Raw genomic sequence first — 18156 nt, 5'->3', positions numbered from 1 at the left:
CCCCGGCTCAGGACTTGGTTGTGGCCACCGCCGCCTGAGGGCGGATCGGGAGGCGGTTGACCGGGCGGCCCGTCGCGGCGCGGACCGCCGAGGCGACCGCGGCCGGGGACGTCACGACCGGGACCGCCGAGACCGGCTTGGCGCCGAAGGGGGCGACCACGTCGCGTTCCTCGATCAGCTTGACGATGTGGATGTCCGGGGCGTCCAGTGCCGTCGGAAGGGCGTAACCGGTGAGGTCCGGGTGCCGGATGAGTCCGCGGGCGGTACGGAGGTTCTCCGTGAGGGCCGCGCCGATGCCCTGCGTGACGCCGGCCTCGATGCGGGTCGCCAGCTGTGACGGGTTGAGGATCCGGCCGACGTCCTGGGCGACGGCCATCTCGACCACCCGGACCGAGCCGAGCTCGATGTCGACGTCCACCACCGCGCGGACCGCGCAGAAGGCCAGACCCACGAACGCGTCCCCCTGCCCGGACTCGTCCAGGGGTTCGGTGGGGTGGGGGCGGCACTGGGCGGTGGCCCAGAGTTCCTTGCCGTCCATCGCCTCCATGACCGTCGTGGACAGCACACCGTCGTATGAGGTGATCTTGCCGTCGGCGATCTGGAGGAGCTCGGTGGACATGCCGAACTTGTGGGCCAGCGGCTGGAGGAGCTGGGTGCGGACCATCTTGGCGGCGCGTTCGACCGCACCGCCCGAGACCCAGGTGTGACGGCCGTGCGTCGCAGGGCCCGCGGGGGGCTGGTCGGTGTCCACCGCCGCCACGTGTACCTCTTCGACGCCCAGGGTCTCCTGGACGATCTGCCGGGCGAGCGTGGTGAAGCCCTGCCCGGTCTCGACGGCCGCGCAGATGACGGTGGCGACGCCGTCGTGGACCCGCACCGTGGCCGTGGAGACCTCGTCGGCACCCTCGGCGCCCAGCATGTGGACCATGCCCAGGGCGTAGCCGACGCCCCTTCGCACGGCACCGGGCTCGCCCGCGCCCTCCGGGCCCCCGGGGAGCAGCCAGTCGTCCTCCGGGGCGTCCTTGGGGAGCGCCGGCAGCGGGAAGTCGCGGAGCTCGCCGAGGAGTTCGGCGACGGGGGCGGGGCAGGTCACCGTCTGGCTGGTGGGGAGGATGTCGCCCGTGGACAGCGCGTTGCGCAGCCGGAGTTCGACCGGGTCGATGCCCAGTTTCGCCGCCAGCTTGTCCATCTGGCCCTCGTAGGCGGCGCAGACCTGCATCGCGCCCTCGCCCCGCACGTGCCCGGACGGCGGGTTGTTCGTACGGACCGCCCAGCCCTCGATGAAGGCGTGCGGGACGACGTACGGACCGCAGGCGAAGGCCACGGCGGCGGCCAGGGACTCGGACGAGGAGTCGGCGTACGCGCCGGCGTCGAGGAGGATCTGTGCCTCGACCTTGACCAGCCTGCCCTCGGCGTCCGCGTGGTGGCGGTAGCGCAGCAGGGTCGGGTGGCGGTGGGCGTGCCCGAGGAAGGACTCCTCGCGGGTGGCCGCCAGTTTGACGGGGCAGCCGGTGTGCAGCGCGAGGAGACCGAGCGGGATCTGGAAGCCGGGGTCCTCCCGGTCGCCCGTCGCACCGGGGACACCGGTCACGACGACCTTGACCCGGTCGGGGTCCAGGCCGAAGCAGGCGGCGGCCAGATCGCGGTCGGTGTGCGGGTCGGTGGACGCCGTGTACAGCTCGACGCCCCCGTCGGGGCGTGGCACGGCGAGGCCTGCCTCGGCGCCGATCGGGGCGGGGTCCTGACGGCCGATGCGGTACAGGCCCTCGACGATGACCTCACCGAGGGCGTCCGGGTCGCCGTAGCGCAGCGGGATGTGGCGGATGAGGTTGCCGTCGGGGTGCAGGGGTTCGGCGGCGAAGGCCTTCTCGGGGTCGGTGACCGGTTCGAGCAGCTCGTACTCGACGGCGATCGCCGCGGCGGCCAGCCTGGCGGTGTCGGGGTGGTCGGCGGCGACGGCGGCGATCGCCTCGCCGTGGTGGCGGACGAGATCGGAGGCGAACACGGGCCGGTCGACGACCCGGCGGCCGTACGAACCGTCGCCGGGGATGTCCTCGTGCGTGACGACCGCGCGGACACCCGGCATGGCGGCGGCGGCCGTCGTGTCGATCGACAGGATGCGCGCGTGCGGGTGCGGGGAGCGCAGCATCGCCGCCCACAGCAGCCCCTCGGCCCACAGGTCGGCGGCGTAGGGGAAGGTGCCCTCGGTCTTGGCGCGGGCGTCGGCGGGCGGCAGCGAGGTGCCCAGCCCGAGCGCGGGCACTTCCTGTTCCGGTTCGGCGCCCTCGGACTGCGGTGTGGTCCGTGTGGCGCTGGTCGCGGTGGCTGCGTCGCTGGTCACGCCGCCTCCTTGTCGTTCGCTCCGCTGCTTCGGCTGTCGTCGGGGGTGACCGGTCGTTCGGGGGACGGCACGGAATTCACCGGACGTCTCCCTCGTGGGTCTGGACGCCGCCCTCGCCGGGGGCGGCCTGGTGCGGGATGCGCGGTTCGGCGTCGTCCGGGGCGGCGGTGACCGTCCCGTCGGCCGCCTCCCGGGCCGCGACGACGTCGCGTACGGCGTCGAGTACACCCCGGTAGCCGGAGCACCGGCAGAGGTTGCCGCACAGCGCCTGACGGGTCTCCAGCTCGCTGGGGGCGTGGTTGCCCTCCAGGAGGTCGTGGACCGTCATCGCCATGCCCGGGATGCAGAAGCCGCACTGGACGGCGCCGCACTCGGCCAGGGCCCGCTGGACGTCGGACGGTTCGCCGTCCACCGCGAGGCCCTCGACGGTGCGGACCTCGCTGCCGGCCGTCGTGGCGGCGGGAACCAGGCAGGAGGCCACCAGACGGCCGTCGACCTGGACGTTGCAGGCACCGCACTCGCCCTGCGAGCAGCCGTCCTTGGCGCCCGCGAGACCGAGGCGTTCACGGAGCACGTACAGGAGCGACTCGCCGATCCAGGCGTCGCTGACGGGGCGGTCGGCGCCGTTCACGTGCAGGACGTACGAGGTCGAGGGGTGCTCGCTGGGGCCGTCCGGAGGGGCGGCAGGAGCCGTGGCCTCCTCCGGGGGCGCGAGCCCGTGCTCGGGAGCGGGTTCGAGGCCCGGGGTGGCTTCGGGCTCCGGGGCGGGTTCCGCCCCGTCAGGCTCCGGGGCGGGTTCGGTCCCGTCGGGCTCGGCCGCCGCCTCCGGTGCCTCGGCCGCAAGCTCCACGTCCTGCGGCGCCGGGTCCTCCGCGACGGGGGCGACGGGGGCGTCCAGGGAGGCCTCCGGGGCCTCCTCCGGGGCCGCGTCCGCCTCCTGGGCGTCCTCGGTGGACTCCGGGACGTCCAGGGCCTCCACGGGCTCCGAGGGCCCGGCCGGGGCCTCTTCCGCGGCGGGCCCGGGTGCGACCGGCTGTTCCTGCGTCGCCCACGGCGCGGGGGCACCGCCCGGCAGGGTGGCCGGGGGCGTGTCCGCGTACCACTGGGAGGCCATCGCCGACGCCGAGAACTCGCCGGACTCCTCCGGGAGGTCGCCTTCGGCGACCGGGATGGTCCACTGGCCGGTGTGCCCGGCGGGCTCGGGGGCCGGCTCCGGGTCGGGGACGGCCTCGGTGAAGTGCCACTGGGCCGTCGTGGACGACGTCTGCGCGTACTGCGAGGTGTCCGGGTACGGCTGCTGGTACGGGTCCTGCCGCGCGTACGGGTCCTGCTGCTGGTTCGGGTCGGGCCAGTGCACGGCCTCGGCGTTCGCGGACCGCTCGGCCGCCCTCTCCTGCTGGCTCTGCGTCTGCGTGACCCAGCTGCCCGTCGCCGCGGGGTCGAGTCCCGCGGCCGGGGTCAGCGGCAGGATCATCGGCGGCACGTAGCTGTGGCCGGGGGCGGCCAGCGGGTCGTTCCCGAGGGCGGCGAGGTCCTCCGGGGGCAGGTGGACGAAGGCGGTCGCCTCGGCGTCGTACTCACCGCCCTGCGGGGTCGGTGTCCAGCCGGCGTACGGGTCGGGCTGCCCGTGCTGCTGCTCGGGGTTCTCTTCATTGCTCACGACAGTGCCCTCCCCAGTGCGCGTCGGGCGAGCGCGGCGACCGTGCGCCGCAGGTGCAGGACGGCGGGCGACAGCGGAGGTGCCTCTCCCCCGTCGTCCGGTGGAGCCTGGTCCGGGATGCAGGCGGCCGCGACGTACTCGCCGAAGGCGGCCAGCGCGTCGGGGGCCAGGCCCCGTTCGCCGTCCCAGTCGATCAGGGAGGCGATCCAGCGTTCGGCCTCCAGGGGCCGCAGGGGCATCGGGGCGATCGCGCCGACCGCGCAGCGCACTCCGCGGCGCGCCGGGTCCAGGACGACCGCGACGGAGGCGGTGGCCCGGCCGGGGCCGGTGCGTCCGGTCGCCTTGAGGAAGACCTGGGGGGCGTGCAGGAGCGGTACGCGGACGAAGCCGATCAGCTCGGCGGGTTCGAGCATGTCGCGGCCCGCCAGCAGGTGCGAGACGGGGATCTCACGCCGGGAGCCTCCGGCGCCCGCGATGACCAGCTCGGCCTCCAGGGCGGCCAGCACCGGGAGGGAGTCACCGGTCGGCGCCGCGGTGGCGATGTTGCCGCCGAGCGTCCCGGCGTTGCGGATCTGGGGCGGGCCGGCGGCGCGCGCGGAGGCGGCCAGCGCGGGGATGAGGGCGGCGAAGTCGGGCCGCCCCATGCGCGCGTGGGTGAGGCCGGCGCCGAGCAGGGCGTGACCGTCCTGGTAGTGCCAGCCGCGCAGCTCGCTGATCCGGCCGAGACCGACGAGCCCCGAGGGCCGCAGCAGGCCCTTGTTGACGGCCGACATGAGGTCTGTGCCGCCGGCCACGGGGACGGCGGCGGGCATGGCGCCGAGAGCCGCCACGGCCTCGTCGAGCGAGGCCGGCAGCGTCACCGACTGCGTCGCCTGCGGTGCGTGCGTGGTCAACCCAGCTGCCCCTTCCCGGTGTCCCGGCAGTCCCGCCTGTCCGCCGTACGGTACGTGCTCACGGCCGGGACGTGGCAACTCTGGCACATCTTCCGGGCTGTCCGACGCGAGGGTCCACGAAGGGAGATTCCGTCCCCGACCAGGGGATAAGTCACCTTTGGCAGAGCTTCTGCCAGGCGTACGAATTGCACCTCTTCAGAGAGTTCGTACGACTTATTCGGTTCCCCTGGCCGGGGCGTGGGGCGTTGGTCACACGACCGGGGGCGGTCCCTCGATCGGGCGACCCAGGACGCCGGGCCGGCGTTGCCACGGCAGCGGGCCCGCGGGCGGCCGGTAATCGACGCCCAGGGCGTCGAGCCGGGCGTAGTGGGTCTCCATCCTGCGCGCGAAGTCGGTGAAGTCCCGCTCGCCGGGGGCCGGGAGCCGGGACCAGGCGACCTCCGCGAAGGCGGCGAGCCGCGGGAAGACCTGGTAGTCGACGCGCTGTCGGTTCTGCATGACCTCGGTCCAGACGTTGGCCTGGGTGCCCATGACGTGTCCGGCCGCCTCCTCGGAGAGGCCGGGGGGCACGGGCTCGAAGCGGTAGACGTCCTCCAGCGTGCGGACGAACCCGATGGGCATCGGCTCGTCGGGGCCGCCGTCCTGACGGTGGTCCAGGTACACCTGCTGCTCGGGGCACATCACCACGTCGTGCCCGGCCTCGGCGGCTGCGATCCCACCCGCGTAGCCCCGCCACGACGACACCGCGGCGCCGTCGGCGATGCCACCCTCCAGGATCTCGTCCCAGCCGATGAGGCGGCGGCCCCGGTCGGTGAGCCAGCGGTCGAAGTGGCGGATGAACCACGACTGGAGCCCGTCCTCGTCCTTCAGACCGAGTTCCGCGATGCGGGCCTGCGCGACGGGCGACCGCTTCCACTGTTCCTTCGGGCATTCGTCACCGCCGACGTGGATGAACGGCGAGGTGTCGGCCGGGAAGAGGTCGAGCAGTTCCTCGAAGACGCCCTCGAAGAAGCGCAGGGTGTTGTCGGTGGGGGCGAGTACGTTCGGATTGACACCCCAGGTGTCCCACACGGAAAGGGCGGAGGTGTCGACGACGTCGGTGTTGCCGAGTTCCGGATACGCGCTGATGGCTGCCTGCGAGTGGCCCGGGATGTCGATTTCGGGGACGACCCGGATATGCCTCTCGGCGGCGTAGGCCACGATTTCGCGGATGTCGTCCTGGGTGTAGAAACCGCCGTGCGGTGTCTCGTCCCAGAGTTCCGAGGCGCGGTGGCCGTATTTGGTCCGTGCGCGCCAGGCTCCGGTCTCCGTGAGCCGGGGGTGGCGCTTGATCTCGACGCGCCAGCCCTGGTCGTCGGTGAGGTGGAAATGGAAGACGTTGAGTTTGTGCGCGGCCAGCAGGTCGAGCATGCGCAGCACGCCGTCCTTGGGCATGAAGTGCCGTGCCACGTCGAGCATCAGACCGCGCCAGCCGAAGCGCGGCCCGTCCTCGATCTCCGTGGCGGGGATGACGGGCCGCACGGCGGGGCCGGCCGGCGCCCGGCGGAACGCCTGGGGGCCGAGGAGCTGGCGGAGGGTCTGAGCACCCCAGAACACCCCTGCGGCGCTCCCACCGGTGATCAGCGCGCCCCGGACGGGCACCACGGCGAGACGGTAGCCCTCGGGCTCCAGCGCGGGGTCGACGCGCAGCTCGACGGTGTTCGCGGCCTCCTCGGCGCCCGCCGTGCCGGGTGCGAGCGGCAGGCCGAAGGCCGCCCCGAGGGTGGAGCGCAGCCAGCGTTCCGTGCCCTCGGTACCGGGGCCCGCCGTGATCGTGGTGGCGGCGTCCAGGGGGAACCCGCGGCGGCCCTCGTCGCCGGTGCGCAGGGGCGCCGGAATCAGATGACGCATGTCAGTCCTTCACCGCCCCGCCGAGTCCGGAGACCAGGCGGCGCTGTACGAGTACGAAGAAGACCAGCACGGGAACGGTCATCACCGTCGAGGCGGCCATGATCCCTCCCCAGTCGTTCTCGTCGGGCTTGAAGAAGACCAGCAACGCCATGGGCAGCGTCGACTGGGAGGTGTCGCTGATGATGAACGATTTCGCGAAGAGGAAGTCGTTCCAGGTCGAGATGAACGAGAAGACACTGGTCGCCACGAGGCCGGGGAAGACCAGCGGGAAGAGGATCTGCCACAGGAATCGGGTGCGGCTCGCCCCGTCGATGTAGGCGGCCTCCTCCAGGGCGTCCGGGACGGCCTTGACGAAGCCGCGCAGCATCCAGATGGCGAACGGCAGCGAGAACGCGAGATGCGGCAGGATCAGTGATCCCAGCGTGTTCAGCTGGCCGAAGTCCCGCATCAGGAAGAACAGCGGGATGGTCAGCGCCTCGACCGGCACCATCTGCGCCACGAGGAACATGATGAGCAGCGTCGTGCGGAACTTGAAGCGGAACCGTGTGACCGCTGTCGCGGCGAGGAAGGCGATCAGCGCGGAGGCGATGACCACCGTGCCGGCGACGACCAGGCTGTTGAGGAAGTAACGGCCGAATTCCTGTTGTTCGAAAACCCGGCGGAAGGAGTCGAAGGAGGGCGCCAGGGTCCAGGGACGGGCCTCGGTGGACTGGATCTCGCCCGCCGGTTTGAAGGCGGACAGCACCATCCAGTAGAGCGGGAACGCGACCGCGGCGGCGATGACGAGGGCCGCCGCCTCCGCCGCCAGCCTCCCGGGCCGGCGGACGCGCAGCAGGGCACGTGCACTCACAGTTCCTCCCCCTGGCGCCGCACCAGGCGCAGATAGACGAGCGTCACGGCCAGCAGGATCACCAGCATCACGACGCCGATCGCCGATCCGAGGCTGTACTGCGAGGACGCGAACGCCTTCTGGTACGCGTACACGTTGAGCACCAGGTTCTGGCCGGCGATGCCGCCGCCGTTGGTCATGACGTAGATCTGGGTGAAGACCTTGAAGTCCCAGATGACCGACTGGATGGTGACGACGATCAGGATCGGCCGCAGCATCGGTGCCATGACCGACCGCCAGATCCGCCACTGCGAGGCACCGTCCAGCGAGGCCGCCTCGAGCACCTCGGTGGGGATCGCGCGGATGCCGGCGTAGACGGTCACCATCACGAACGGGAACGAGCACCAGAGCACTTCGAGGAGCACCAGGGCGAAGGCGCTGTAACGCCCGTACGTCCAGGAGAAGTCGCCGAGTCCCAGCACCTTGTTGACCGGGCCGAAGTCCGGGTCGAAGAGGAAGACCCAGACGGTCGACCCGGTGATCGCCGGCGTCGCCCAGGCGCCCAGCGCGGCCAGCATGAGGGCGAGCCGCGGCACGGCGCGGATCCGGGTCAGCAGGACGGCGAGGGCGCAGCCGGTGAAAAGGGTGGCGAGCACGCAGGCCGCGGCGAAGACCACGGTCGCGAGGAGCACCTGCCAGAACTGGCTGTCGCCGAAGAGCGTGGCGTAGTTGCCGAAGCCCTGGAAGGTGGTCGGTTCGCCGCCGCTGACCTGGGCCTGGGTGTACTCCAGGAAGGAGATCAGGCCCAGTTGGTAGATCGGGTAGACGAGGAGTCCGCCGAGGAGGACGAGCGCGGGCAGCAGGTAGAGCCAGGGGGTCCAGCCGGAGCGCCGCGCCGGTGACGCCGGGCGGCGCCGGGGCGCGCGGGTCGTGACCCCGCCCGCCCCGGACCGCGCGGAGGTCTTGCGCAGTGTGGTGTCCGCGGTCATCGTCAGCCCGCTTCGGCGAACGCCGTGTCCATCTTCTTCGCCGCGTCGTCCGAGGCGGCGGCCACGTCCTTACGGCCGCTGACGATCTCCTGGAACATGGTCGGCAGGACCAGCGAGGCGTCGATCTGTCCCCAGGCCGGGGAGGCCGGGACGAACTTCGCGCCCGAGCCGAGCGTGTCGACGAAGGGGCCGACGAAGGGCTCCTTCTCGGCCGCGGTGTCCAGCACGTCCGTGTAGGTCGGCAGGAAGCCCATGGCGTCGAACATCTTGGCCTGCGTCTTCTTGCCGGTCAGCGACTTCATGAGGTCGACGGCCAGGGTGCGGTGCGAACTGCTCCTGAGCACACCGATGTTGTTGCCACCCGCGAACGCCGGGGCGATCGACCCCTCCTTCACGCCGGGCAGCGGCACGACCGCGTACTTGCCCTTCACGGTGCCCGCCTCGACGGCGGCGTGGCTGAAGTCGCCGCCGATCGCCATGGCCGCCTTGCCTGAGGCGAAGGCGGTGACGGTCGCGTTGCCGCCCATGGCGGCGCACTTGGCCGCCGGGCAGTTGTCGTCGCCGAACAGCGAGGTGTAGGCCTCGATGCCCTTGCGTGCCTTCGCGCTGTTGATGGCGGACCGGTAGGTGACCCCGGTCTCCTCGGCGAGTTCGCCGCCCTGCGCCCAGATGAAGGGCATGGCGCCGTAGGTGTACGCACCGCCCACCGCGAGACCGTAGAGGTCCGGCTTCTCCTTGTGGATCTTCTTGGCGGTGGAGATCAGCTCGTCCTGGGACTTCGGGGGCTCGACGCCGAGTTCCTCGAGGACGTCGGTCCGGTAGTAGAGCGCGCGTACGCCGACGAAGAGAGGCGCCCCGTACACCGAGCCGTCCACCGTCACGGACTGCTTGGCCGTCGGGTCGGTGTCCTTGGCCTCGTCCCAGGCCGCGAACTCCTTGCTGATGTCGGCCAGTCCGCCGTCCTTCACGTAGCCGGCGGTGTCGGTGTTGCCGTACTCGATGAGGTCGGGGGCGCTCTTCGGGTCGTTGAAGGCGGCCTTGATGCGCTGGGCCCGGGTGTCGACGGGTATGTACTCGACCTCGACCTCGGCACCCTCGTGGGACTTCTCGAAGTCGGCGACGGCGGCGTCGACGACCTTCTCCTTGGGCTTGTTGCCGACCTCCTGGAAGAGCCAGACGCGGAGCGTCCCGGTCTTCTTGTCGCCCTCGGAACTGGTGTCGGAGGTCTGCGGCGCGCAGGCGGTGGCGGTGAGGCCGGCGAGCACTAGAGCCGCGGCCGGAGCGGCAATTCGGGCAGAAAGCTTCATCCGGAACCCCTACCGGTCAATCGTTGCATTCCATGCAACGTGCGTTTCGTTCTGCACAACTGGCAGGAGACTAAGGGCGCCCCAGCGGACGGACAAGTGGTCTCAACCACTCTGTGACCGTGCGATGCACCCCGTGCAACGCACGCACCCCGCGCCCGGCACGCGAACGGCCCCCGGGGTACGCGTCGCCGCGCACCCCGGGGGCCGGAGTCGGAATCAGAGAATCAGAGAATCAGAGAAACGGAATAAAGGGATAAGAGGCCGGACGGGCTACTTCTTGCCGCCGTCCTTGCCGCCCTTGCCCTTGTCCTTGTCGCCGCCTGCGCCCATGGACTCGTAGATCTCCTTGCACATGGGACAGACCGGGTACTTCTTCGGGTCACGCCCCGGGACCCAGACCTTGCCGCACAGTGCCACCACGGGAGTGCCCTCCAGGGCGCTCGCCATGATCTTGTCCTTCTGGACGTAATGGGCGTAGCGCTCGTGGTCACCGTCGCCGTTCGACACCTGCGGCGTCGGCTCTACGAGGGTCCCCGTACCTGCCCCGCGCTCGGGCTCAAGAGTGCTCATAACTGCCAAGCGTACTGAAAGCCCCGTGCATCAGTTCAGCGAAGGGTCGTCCGGATACGTCGCGATCATCGCCAGTTCGCTGCGCTGCCGCCGCAGGACCGCACGCCAGAGGTTCTCCGGGTGCGGGGACGAGACGTCACCGGGCTCGGACTCGACCACGTACCAGGCGCCCTCCTTCAGCTCCGTCTCCAGCTGGCCGGGCCCCCATCCCGCGTACCCGGCGAAGATCCGCAGGGAACCGAGCTCCGCCGCCAGCAGCTCCGGCGGGGCGTCGAGATCCACCAGGCAGATCGCCCCGTGCACCCGCCGCCAGCCGAGGGGCGCCGCTCCCCCGCCCGGACGGTGCACGGAGCCTTCGCGGGCCCCCTCGTCCCCGGGGATCAGGGCGACGCCCAGCGCCGAGTCGAGCGACACCGGGCCTCCCTGGAAGACCACCTCCGGCCGTCCGGTCAGGCCCGCCCAGGACTCCAGGACGTCCCCGACGCCCACCGGGGTCGGGCGGTTCAGGACCACGCCCAGCGAGCCCTCCTCGTCGTGGTCGAGGAGCAGCACCACCGCGCGGTCGAAATTCGGGTCCGCCAGGGCGGGTGCGGCCACGAGCAGCCGTCCTGTGAGCGAGGACACCTCCGTCATGGCACAGATGATCCCGCATCTTCGCCCTCCGCGGGGGCCAAGTGGCCCGCCCGGTCCCGGCGGACACCCGTCCGCAGCTCAGGGCGCACGGAGGCGGCACGGGCGCACCGGGAGCGCGCGGCCGCGGGACGTCCGCACGGGCCGTGCGGACGGTTACCCTCCGCAAGATCCTGCGAGCACAGCGTGTTGTGGCGGATTCATGACGTTCGCATACCCCCTGGCGCCTTACGGAAGGGGGGGCGGGAGCCCATTACCCTTTTGATGGCCCCCTGCCCGACCACTCCGGAACGCGAGATACATGACCGGCACAGACGATGTCCTGCTTGTCCACGGCGGCACCCCGCTGGAGGGCGAGATCCGCGTCCGAGGCGCCAAGAACCTGGTGCCGAAGGCAATGGTCGCCGCGCTGCTCGGCAGCGGGCCCAGCCGGCTCCGCAACGTGCCCGACATCCGCGATGTGCGGGTGGTCCGGGGACTGCTGCAGCTGCACGGCGTGACCGTCCGGCCCGGTGACGAGCCGGGCGAACTCATCCTCGACCCGTCGCACGTCGAGAGCGCGAACGTCGCCGACATCGACGCCCACGCGGGCTCGTCGCGCATCCCGATCCTCTTCTGCGGCCCTCTGCTGCACCGTCTCGGCCACGCCTTCATCCCGGGCCTGGGCGGCTGCGACATCGGCGGCCGGCCGATCGACTTCCACTTCGAGGTGCTCCGCCAGTTCGGCGCGACCATCGAGAAGCGGGCGGACGGCCAGTACCTGGAGGCCCCGCAGCGGCTCCGGGGCACGAAGATCCGGCTGCCGTACCCGTCGGTCGGCTCCACCGAGCAGGTGCTGCTGACCGCCGTCCTCGCCGAGGGCGTCACCGAGCTGTCCAACGCGGCCGTCGAGCCGGAGATCGAGGACCTCATCTGCGTACTGCAGAAGATGGGCGCGATCATCTCCATGGACACCGACCGGACGATCCGGATCACGGGTGTCGACAAGCTCGACGGTTACACCCACCGGGCGATCCCGGACCGTCTGGAGGCCGCCTCCTGGGCTTCCGCGGCCCTGGCGACCGAGGGCAACATCTACGTGCGCGGCGCCCAGCAGCGCTCGATGATGACCTTCCTCAACACCTTCCGCCGTGTCGGTGGCGCCTTCGAGATCGACGACGAGGGCATCCGCTTCTGGCACCCGGGCGGCGCGCTGAACGCCATCGCTCTGGAGACGGACGTGCACCCCGGCTTCCAGACCGACTGGCAGCAGCCGCTGGTGGTGGCCCTGACGCAGGCGGCCGGACTGTCGATCGTCCACGAGACGGTCTACGAGTCCCGGCTCGGCTTCACCTCGGCGCTGAACCAGATGGGTGCCCACATCCAGCTCTACCGTGAGTGCCTCGGGGGCTCCGACTGCCGCTTCGGGCAGCGGAACTTCCTGCACTCGGCGGTCGTGTCCGGGCCCACGAAGCTCCAGGGCGCGGACCTGGTCATCCCCGACCTGCGGGGCGGTTTCTCGTACCTGATCGCCGCCCTGGCCGCCCAGGGGACGTCCCGGGTGCACGGCATCGACCTGATCAACCGCGGCTACGAGAACTTCATGGACAAGCTCGAGAAGCTCGGCGCCAAGGTCGAACTCCCCGGCGGCTCACTCGTCTGACGCACCGCCCGGCGCGCTCCGGCGCGCGCACAGTGCTGCCGCACACAGCACTGCGCACCCGCGCACCACAGCCCGCCGCCCCGGCCCCCGTGAGGGACCGGGGCGGCGGGCTGTTCCGTGCGCGACGGACACCCGTCGCACAGCTGACGGGCGGTCGACGGCCGCCCGTCAGCTGCGCGACACCTGTGCAGGCGCCACAGAACGCCCGTACAGAGCCGAACGGGGCGGACCGGCCTCCCCGGACCCACCGGGGGGCGCCGGGCGCCGCAGCCCGCCTCACAGCGTCCGCACGGGTGGTGTGCGCCCGTGACGAGGCGTCGGCCGCGGCTGCGGCTACGCCGAAGGGCGGCCGTCCCGGTCGGGACGGCCGCCCTTCTTTGCTGCCCAGGGGGCCTTACTTGCCCTTGGCGGCTTCCTTGAGCTTGGAGCCCGCGGAGACCTTCACGCTGTAGCCGGCCGGGATGTTGATCGGGTCGCCGGTCTGCGGGTTGCGCGCGGTACGAGCGGCACGGTGGGTGCGCTCGAAGGTCAGGAAGCCGGGGATGGTGACCTTCTCGTCGCCCTTGGCGACGATCTCGCCGACGGTCTCGGCGAGCGCGGCCAGAACGGCGTCGGCGTCCTTGCGGGTCACCTCGGCACGGTCGGCCAGGGCGGCCACCAGCTCACTGCGGTTCATGTTTGTACTCCCGTGTTCTTCTTGCCTGTGAGGCGTGAGATCGAAGCCGATGCTGCCAGGGCCCTCTGACAGTCCCCGGACCCGGGTCTGATGTCAGACCCTCGCGCCCGAATACGCATCCTGCCCCCACCTGCGGCGCTAACGCCAATCCGGAACCTCTCGACGTCACACGAAAAGCACCACCGAATGCCTGTGATGACGTTCCGTCGACTTGTTGGAGCGGTCCGCAGCGGATGCCGGGCCTGTGGGGCTCGCTGCCCGCCCACCCTAAAGGGGCGTTTGGGACGCCGCGACCCGCGACGCGCCGTACGGACCGCCCGGACGTGAGCTACGGCACCGTCCGCGGCGGCCGTGGCCGGCCCCCGCGGACGGCGTGTGGCGGGGCCGTCCGGACGTACGTGCCTACGCGGGGTCGGACGCCGCCTCGGCGACTCCGGCGGCCTTGGCGGCTTCCCGGACGGCGCCGGCGACGGCACCCGCGACCTTGTCGTTGAAGACCGACGGGATGATGTAGTTCGCGTTCACCTCGTCCTCCGCGACGACGTCGGCGAGGGCGCGCGCCGCGGCGAGCATCATCTCCGTGTTGACGGTGCGGGACTGAGCGTCCAGCAGGCCGCGGAAGACGCCCGGGAAGACCAGCACGTTGTTGATCTGGTTCGGGAAGTCGGAGCGGCCGGTGGCGACAACCGCCGCCGTCTCACGGGCGATTGCCGGGTCCACCTCGGGGTCCGGGTTCGCGAGCGCGAACACGATCGCGCCCTCCGCCATGGCCGCGACGTCGCCGCCGTCCAGGACGTTGGGTGCGGAGACCCCGATGAAGACGTCGGAGCCGGCGACGGCCTCCTTGAGGGTGCCCGTGACTCCCTCGGGGTTGGTGTTGTCGGCGATCCAGCGCAGCGGCGAGTCCGGGGTGGCGTCCACCAGGTCCTCGCGGCCCGCGTGCACCACACCGTGGATGTCGGCGACGACGGCGTGCTTGACGCCGGCCGCGATGAGCAGTTTCAGGATGGCCGTACCGGCGGCTCCGGCGCCGGACATGACGACCCGTACGTCACCGATCGCCTTGCCGACCACGCGCAGCGCGTTGGTGAGCGCGGCGAGGACGACGATGGCGGTGCCGTGCTGGTCGTCGTGGAAGACGGGGATGTCCAGGGCCTCGCGCAGCCGCGCCTCGATCTCGAAGCAGCGGGGGGCGGAGATGTCCTCCAGGTTGATCCCCGCGAAGCCCGGGGCGATCGCCTTGACGATGGAGACGATCTCGTCGGTGTTCTGCGTGTCCAGGCAGATCGGCCAGGCGTCGATGCCCGCGAAGCGCTTGAAGAGGGCCGCCTTGCCCTCCATCACCGGGAGCGACGCCATCGGGCCGATGTTGCCGAGTCCGAGCACCGCGGAGCCGTCCGTGACCACCGCGACGGAGTTCCGCTTGATGGTCAGGCGGCGGGCGTCCTCGGGGTTCTCGGCGATCGCCATGCACACCCGGGCCACGCCCGGGGTGTAGATCATCGAGAGGTCGTCACGGCTGCGGATGGGGTGCTTGGACGCCATCTCGATCTTGCCGCCGAGGTGCATCAGGAACGTACGGTCGGAGACCTTTCCCAGCACGACGCCGTCGATGTCGCGCAGGCCTTCGACGATCTCGTCGGCGTGCGAGGTGGAGGAGGCCGCGATCGTGACGTCGATCCGCAGTTTCTCGTGGCCGGAGGCGGTCACGTCGAGGCCGGTGACCGAGCCACCGGAGGACTCCACGGCCGTGGTCAGCTGGGAGACCGCTGTGCCGCTCGCGGGCACCTCCAGCCGGACCGTCATCGAGTACGAGACGCTGGGCGCCGTTGCCATGGCCGAGTCCTTCGCTTTCCTGAGCTTCGTTGCCGCACGCGAATGGGGCTCGGCCCCGCACGTGCGTTCCGATCGTCGCACCTACCGGCCGGTAGCAGGTAATGACTGCCACCTTTCGGAAATCTTTTTCCACCATACGAGAACTAACCGTTCGGCGTAACCCCGATCCGCTGTGGAACACGGCAGGGCGCCGCAGGTTTCCGGCCTCCCGGAGAACCCCGTGAACAGAAACAGACCCGCGCCACCATCAGGTGACGCGGGTCTGTCTTCTCGCGGTCAGGTGGCACCGGCCCGCCATGCTCGCCTCGCGGCAAGTGGTCGCTCGTAGCGACGAAGGTTGGGCCCGGGGGCTTGGATCGAGCCGGTGCCGAATCCAGGCTAACAAACACCCCGGAGAAGTGACTCCCGTGCGACGGGTTGACTCGGAAAACCGCTTCCCGCGCCGGAGACCCGCCCTCCGCACAGTCCGTTCGCTCAGTCCCTCGGCTCAGTCCCTCAGCAGGTCCGGAACCCCGTCCCCGTCCGGCATGTCGCGCTCCCCCGAGACCACGGTCAGCTGTTGCGTCGCACGGGTGAGTGCCACGTACAGCACCCGCAGGCCGGCCGGTGACTCGTCGGCGATCTCCGCCGGGGAGACCACCACCGTGGCGTCGTACTCCAGCCCCTTCGCCTCCAGGCTCCCCAGGGCCACGACCCGCTCCCCGAGCTCCTCGAGCCAGGCGCGGGCCTCGACACGGCGGTTCATCGCGACGACCACGCCGACGGTGCCGTCCACCCGGGCGAGGAGCCTGCGGGCCTCCTCGCGGACGGTCGAGGCGAGGTCCCCGTCCCGTACCGTCTCGAAGCGCGGCTCGACCCCCGTCGAACGGACCGCCGCCGGGGACTCCATCCCGGGCATGGCCAGCGCCAGCACCTTGGCCGCGAGCTCGGCGATCTCCGCCGGGTTGCGGTAGTTCACGGTGAGGGTGAAGTGGCGGCGCGGCCGGTTGCCGAGCGCCTCGTCGCGGGCGGCGGACGCCTCGTCCGGGTCGGACCAGGAGGACTGGGCCGCGTCCCCGACGATCGTCCAGGTGGCGTGCCGGCCGCGGCGGCCGACCATCCGCCACTGCATCGGCGTCAGGTCCTGCGCCTCGTCGACGATGACGTGGGCGTACTCCGTGCGCTCCGCCGCCAGCCGCTCGGCCCGCTCGCGCTGTGTCTCCTCACGCTGCGGCATCAGCTCCTCCAGACCCGTGAGCTGGTCCAGCGGATCGGCCTCCCGCTTCCGCTTCGGACGGGCCGGGGTGCCCAGCAGGGTCTGCAGCTCGTCCAGGAGCGCCACGTCGTGGACGGAGAGCGGACCCTTGCCGTCCTCGTCCAGCCGTCTCAGCGAACGGGCCAGACGGCGCACCTCGCCCTGGTTGAGGATCCGGCGCGCCCACCTGTTCAGGCGCCGCTCGTCGGACATCGCGGCCAGCACCCGGCGTGGGGTGAGCTCCGGCCACCAGGCGTTCAGGAAGGTGAGGAACGGCGTCTCGGTGGACACGTCCTCGTCGAACGAGGAACGCAGCTCCGCCGCCAGCTCGGGGTCGGTGTAGCGGCCCCGGCCCGACGACTTGTTCCAGAGGGCGTCCAGGAGCAGTTTGCGGGCGCGCGGGCGCAGCAGGTTGACCGGTGCCGTGCCGCCGAGCACGTTGTGCCGGATCCGCCGGAGCTCGTCCGCCTCCAGCTCGACGCGGGCGCCGAAGGCCACCACCCTCAGCCGGGTGGGGGTGCCCGCCTCGGCGGGGGCCTCCCCGAACTCCAGCTGCCCTTCTTGGGGGGGCGGGTCCGGCCGCGGGCCGCTCGAGCGCTCCGCGGGCGGCCTTGCGCAGCACGTGGAGCATCCGGGACGAGCCCTTGATGCGGGCGACGGCGGGCTCGTCGTACGTGGTCGCCCCCTCCACCCCCGCGGCGTCGTCGGACAGCGACCCGACGGCGCGGATCGCGACCTGGCCCTCCTCGCCGAGCGAGGGCAGCACGCCTTCGGTGTAAGCGACGAGGAGCGGGGTCGGCGAGACGACGAGGATGCCGCCCGAGTACCGCCGCCGGTCCTGGTAGAGGAGGTACGCGGCCCGGTGCAGGGCCACCGCCGTCTTGCCCGTGCCGGGTCCGCCGGACACCTCGGTGACGGAGGCGGCGGGGGCACGGATGACCATGTCCTGCTCGGCCTGGATCGACGAGACGATGTCCCGCATCGTGTGGCTGCGGGCCTGGCCCAGCGCGGCCATCAGGGCGCCGTCGCCGACCACGGGAAGGGCCTGGCCGTCCAGGGTGGCGGTCAGCTCCGGGCGCATCAGGTCGTCCTCGACGCCGAGGACCCTGCGGCCCTTGGAGCGGATCACCCGGCGGCGTACGACCCTGCCGGGCTCCTTCGGCGTCGAACGGTAGAAGGGCGCGGCCGCGGGTGCCCGCCAGTCGATCACCAGCGGGGCGTAGTCGGAGTCGAGTACTCCTATGCGGCCGATGTGGAGGGTCTCGGCGATCCCGGCGGTGCCGTCCTCGGCCACGGCGTCGTCGGCCGCCTCCACGGACGTGAAGGCGCCGTCCGGACCGCGTTCGCCGTCCTTGCCGCGCAGCAGGTCGATCCGCCCGAAGAGGAAGTCCTCGAACTCGCTGTTCAGCCGGTTGAGGTGGACTCCGGCGCGGAAGACCTGCGCGTCCCGTTCGGCGAGTGCCCCGGGGGTGCCTACCTGGCCCCGTTTGCTGGCGTCCTGCATGAGAAATTCCGCCTCGTCGATCTTCTCTTCGAGACGGCGGTAGACCCGGTCCAGATGTTCTTGTTCGACACCGGTCTCCCGGTCCCGCAACGAATCGACAGCGGCATCCTGCGCGGCCACCGGGGCCCCCTTCTGACGTGCATCGGGCAGCCGTC

General features: G+C 71.5%; 12 protein-coding genes and 1 pseudogene. 1 reads left to right on the top strand and 12 read right to left on the bottom strand.

Features of this window, described 5'->3' with window-relative positions; genetic code table 11:
• Nucleotides 1-7 precede the first annotated feature (7 nt).
• From LWJ43_RS20090 to LWJ43_RS20050, 9 genes are all read right to left on the bottom strand, one after another.
• Nucleotides 8-2341 (bottom strand): xanthine dehydrogenase family protein molybdopterin-binding subunit, encoded by a 2334-nt coding sequence (locus LWJ43_RS20090; protein WP_277333607.1) that lies wholly within the window; start codon nucleotides 2339-2341, stop codon nucleotides 8-10.
• Nucleotides 2342-2417: 76 nt separating this feature from the next.
• A complete protein-coding gene (locus LWJ43_RS20085; protein WP_277333606.1) occupies nucleotides 2418-4001 on the bottom strand; it encodes a 2Fe-2S iron-sulfur cluster-binding protein in 1584 nt (527 codons plus the stop codon).
• Nucleotides 3998-4894 carry an FAD binding domain-containing protein gene (locus tag LWJ43_RS20080; RefSeq protein WP_277333605.1) on the bottom strand — a complete coding sequence of 299 codons (897 nt, stop codon included), beginning with the start codon at nucleotides 4892-4894 and terminating at the stop codon, nucleotides 3998-4000. Before LWJ43_RS20080 ends, LWJ43_RS20085 begins: the two co-directional genes overlap by 4 nt.
• A gap of 249 nt (nucleotides 4895-5143) precedes the next feature.
• Nucleotides 5144-6784 (bottom strand): beta-N-acetylhexosaminidase, encoded by a 1641-nt coding sequence (locus LWJ43_RS20075; protein WP_277333604.1) that lies wholly within the window; start codon nucleotides 6782-6784, stop codon nucleotides 5144-5146.
• 1 nt (nucleotide 6785) lies between these two features.
• Entirely contained in the window at nucleotides 6786-7634 is an 849-nt protein-coding gene (locus LWJ43_RS20070; RefSeq protein ID WP_277333603.1) for a carbohydrate ABC transporter permease, read from the bottom strand.
• Complete coding sequence (locus LWJ43_RS20065) at nucleotides 7631-8602, bottom strand: carbohydrate ABC transporter permease (RefSeq protein ID WP_277333602.1); 972 nt, start codon at nucleotides 8600-8602, stop codon at nucleotides 7631-7633. Before LWJ43_RS20065 ends, LWJ43_RS20070 begins: the two co-directional genes overlap by 4 nt.
• Before the next feature lie 2 nt (nucleotides 8603-8604).
• Nucleotides 8605-9909 (bottom strand): extracellular solute-binding protein, encoded by a 1305-nt coding sequence (locus tag LWJ43_RS20060; protein ID WP_277333601.1) that lies wholly within the window; start codon nucleotides 9907-9909, stop codon nucleotides 8605-8607.
• Nucleotides 9910-10179: 270 nt separating this feature from the next.
• Nucleotides 10180-10479: a DUF3039 domain-containing protein gene (locus LWJ43_RS20055; protein ID WP_267075389.1), complete on the bottom strand. Its 300-nt coding sequence runs from the start codon at nucleotides 10477-10479 to the stop codon at nucleotides 10180-10182.
• A 30-nt stretch (nucleotides 10480-10509) separates the two neighbouring features.
• Nucleotides 10510-11112: a YqgE/AlgH family protein gene (locus LWJ43_RS20050; RefSeq protein ID WP_277333600.1), complete on the bottom strand. Its 603-nt coding sequence runs from the start codon at nucleotides 11110-11112 to the stop codon at nucleotides 10510-10512.
• Nucleotides 11113-11410: 298 nt separating this feature from the next.
• Here LWJ43_RS20050 and murA point away from each other — a divergent pair, with 298 nt between their 5' ends.
• Nucleotides 11411-12751 carry a UDP-N-acetylglucosamine 1-carboxyvinyltransferase gene (gene murA, locus LWJ43_RS20045; protein ID WP_015608864.1) on the top strand — a complete coding sequence of 447 codons (1341 nt, stop codon included), beginning with the start codon at nucleotides 11411-11413 and terminating at the stop codon, nucleotides 12749-12751.
• 394 nt (nucleotides 12752-13145) lie between these two features.
• Here the strand turns inward: murA and LWJ43_RS20040 are convergent, their stop codons facing one another.
• From LWJ43_RS20040 to LWJ43_RS20030, 3 genes and pseudogenes are all read right to left on the bottom strand, one after another.
• Complete coding sequence (locus LWJ43_RS20040; RefSeq protein ID WP_003968811.1) at nucleotides 13146-13427, bottom strand: HU family DNA-binding protein; 282 nt, start codon at nucleotides 13425-13427, stop codon at nucleotides 13146-13148.
• 402 nt (nucleotides 13428-13829) lie between these two features.
• Complete coding sequence (locus LWJ43_RS20035) at nucleotides 13830-15263, bottom strand: NAD-dependent malic enzyme (RefSeq protein WP_277333599.1); 1434 nt, start codon at nucleotides 15261-15263, stop codon at nucleotides 13830-13832.
• Nucleotides 15264-15750: 487 nt separating this feature from the next.
• A pseudogene (locus LWJ43_RS20030) lies at nucleotides 15751-18121 on the bottom strand (HelD family protein).
• Between the last annotated feature and the right edge of the window lie 35 nt (nucleotides 18122-18156).

It is taken from the genome of Streptomyces sp. JH34 (genome assembly GCF_029428875.1).
In the GTDB taxonomy this organism is placed as follows: domain Bacteria; phylum Actinomycetota; class Actinomycetes; order Streptomycetales; family Streptomycetaceae; genus Streptomyces.
Note: the sequence above shows the minus strand (reverse complement) of the source record. Positions and strands in the feature narration are given on the sequence as shown.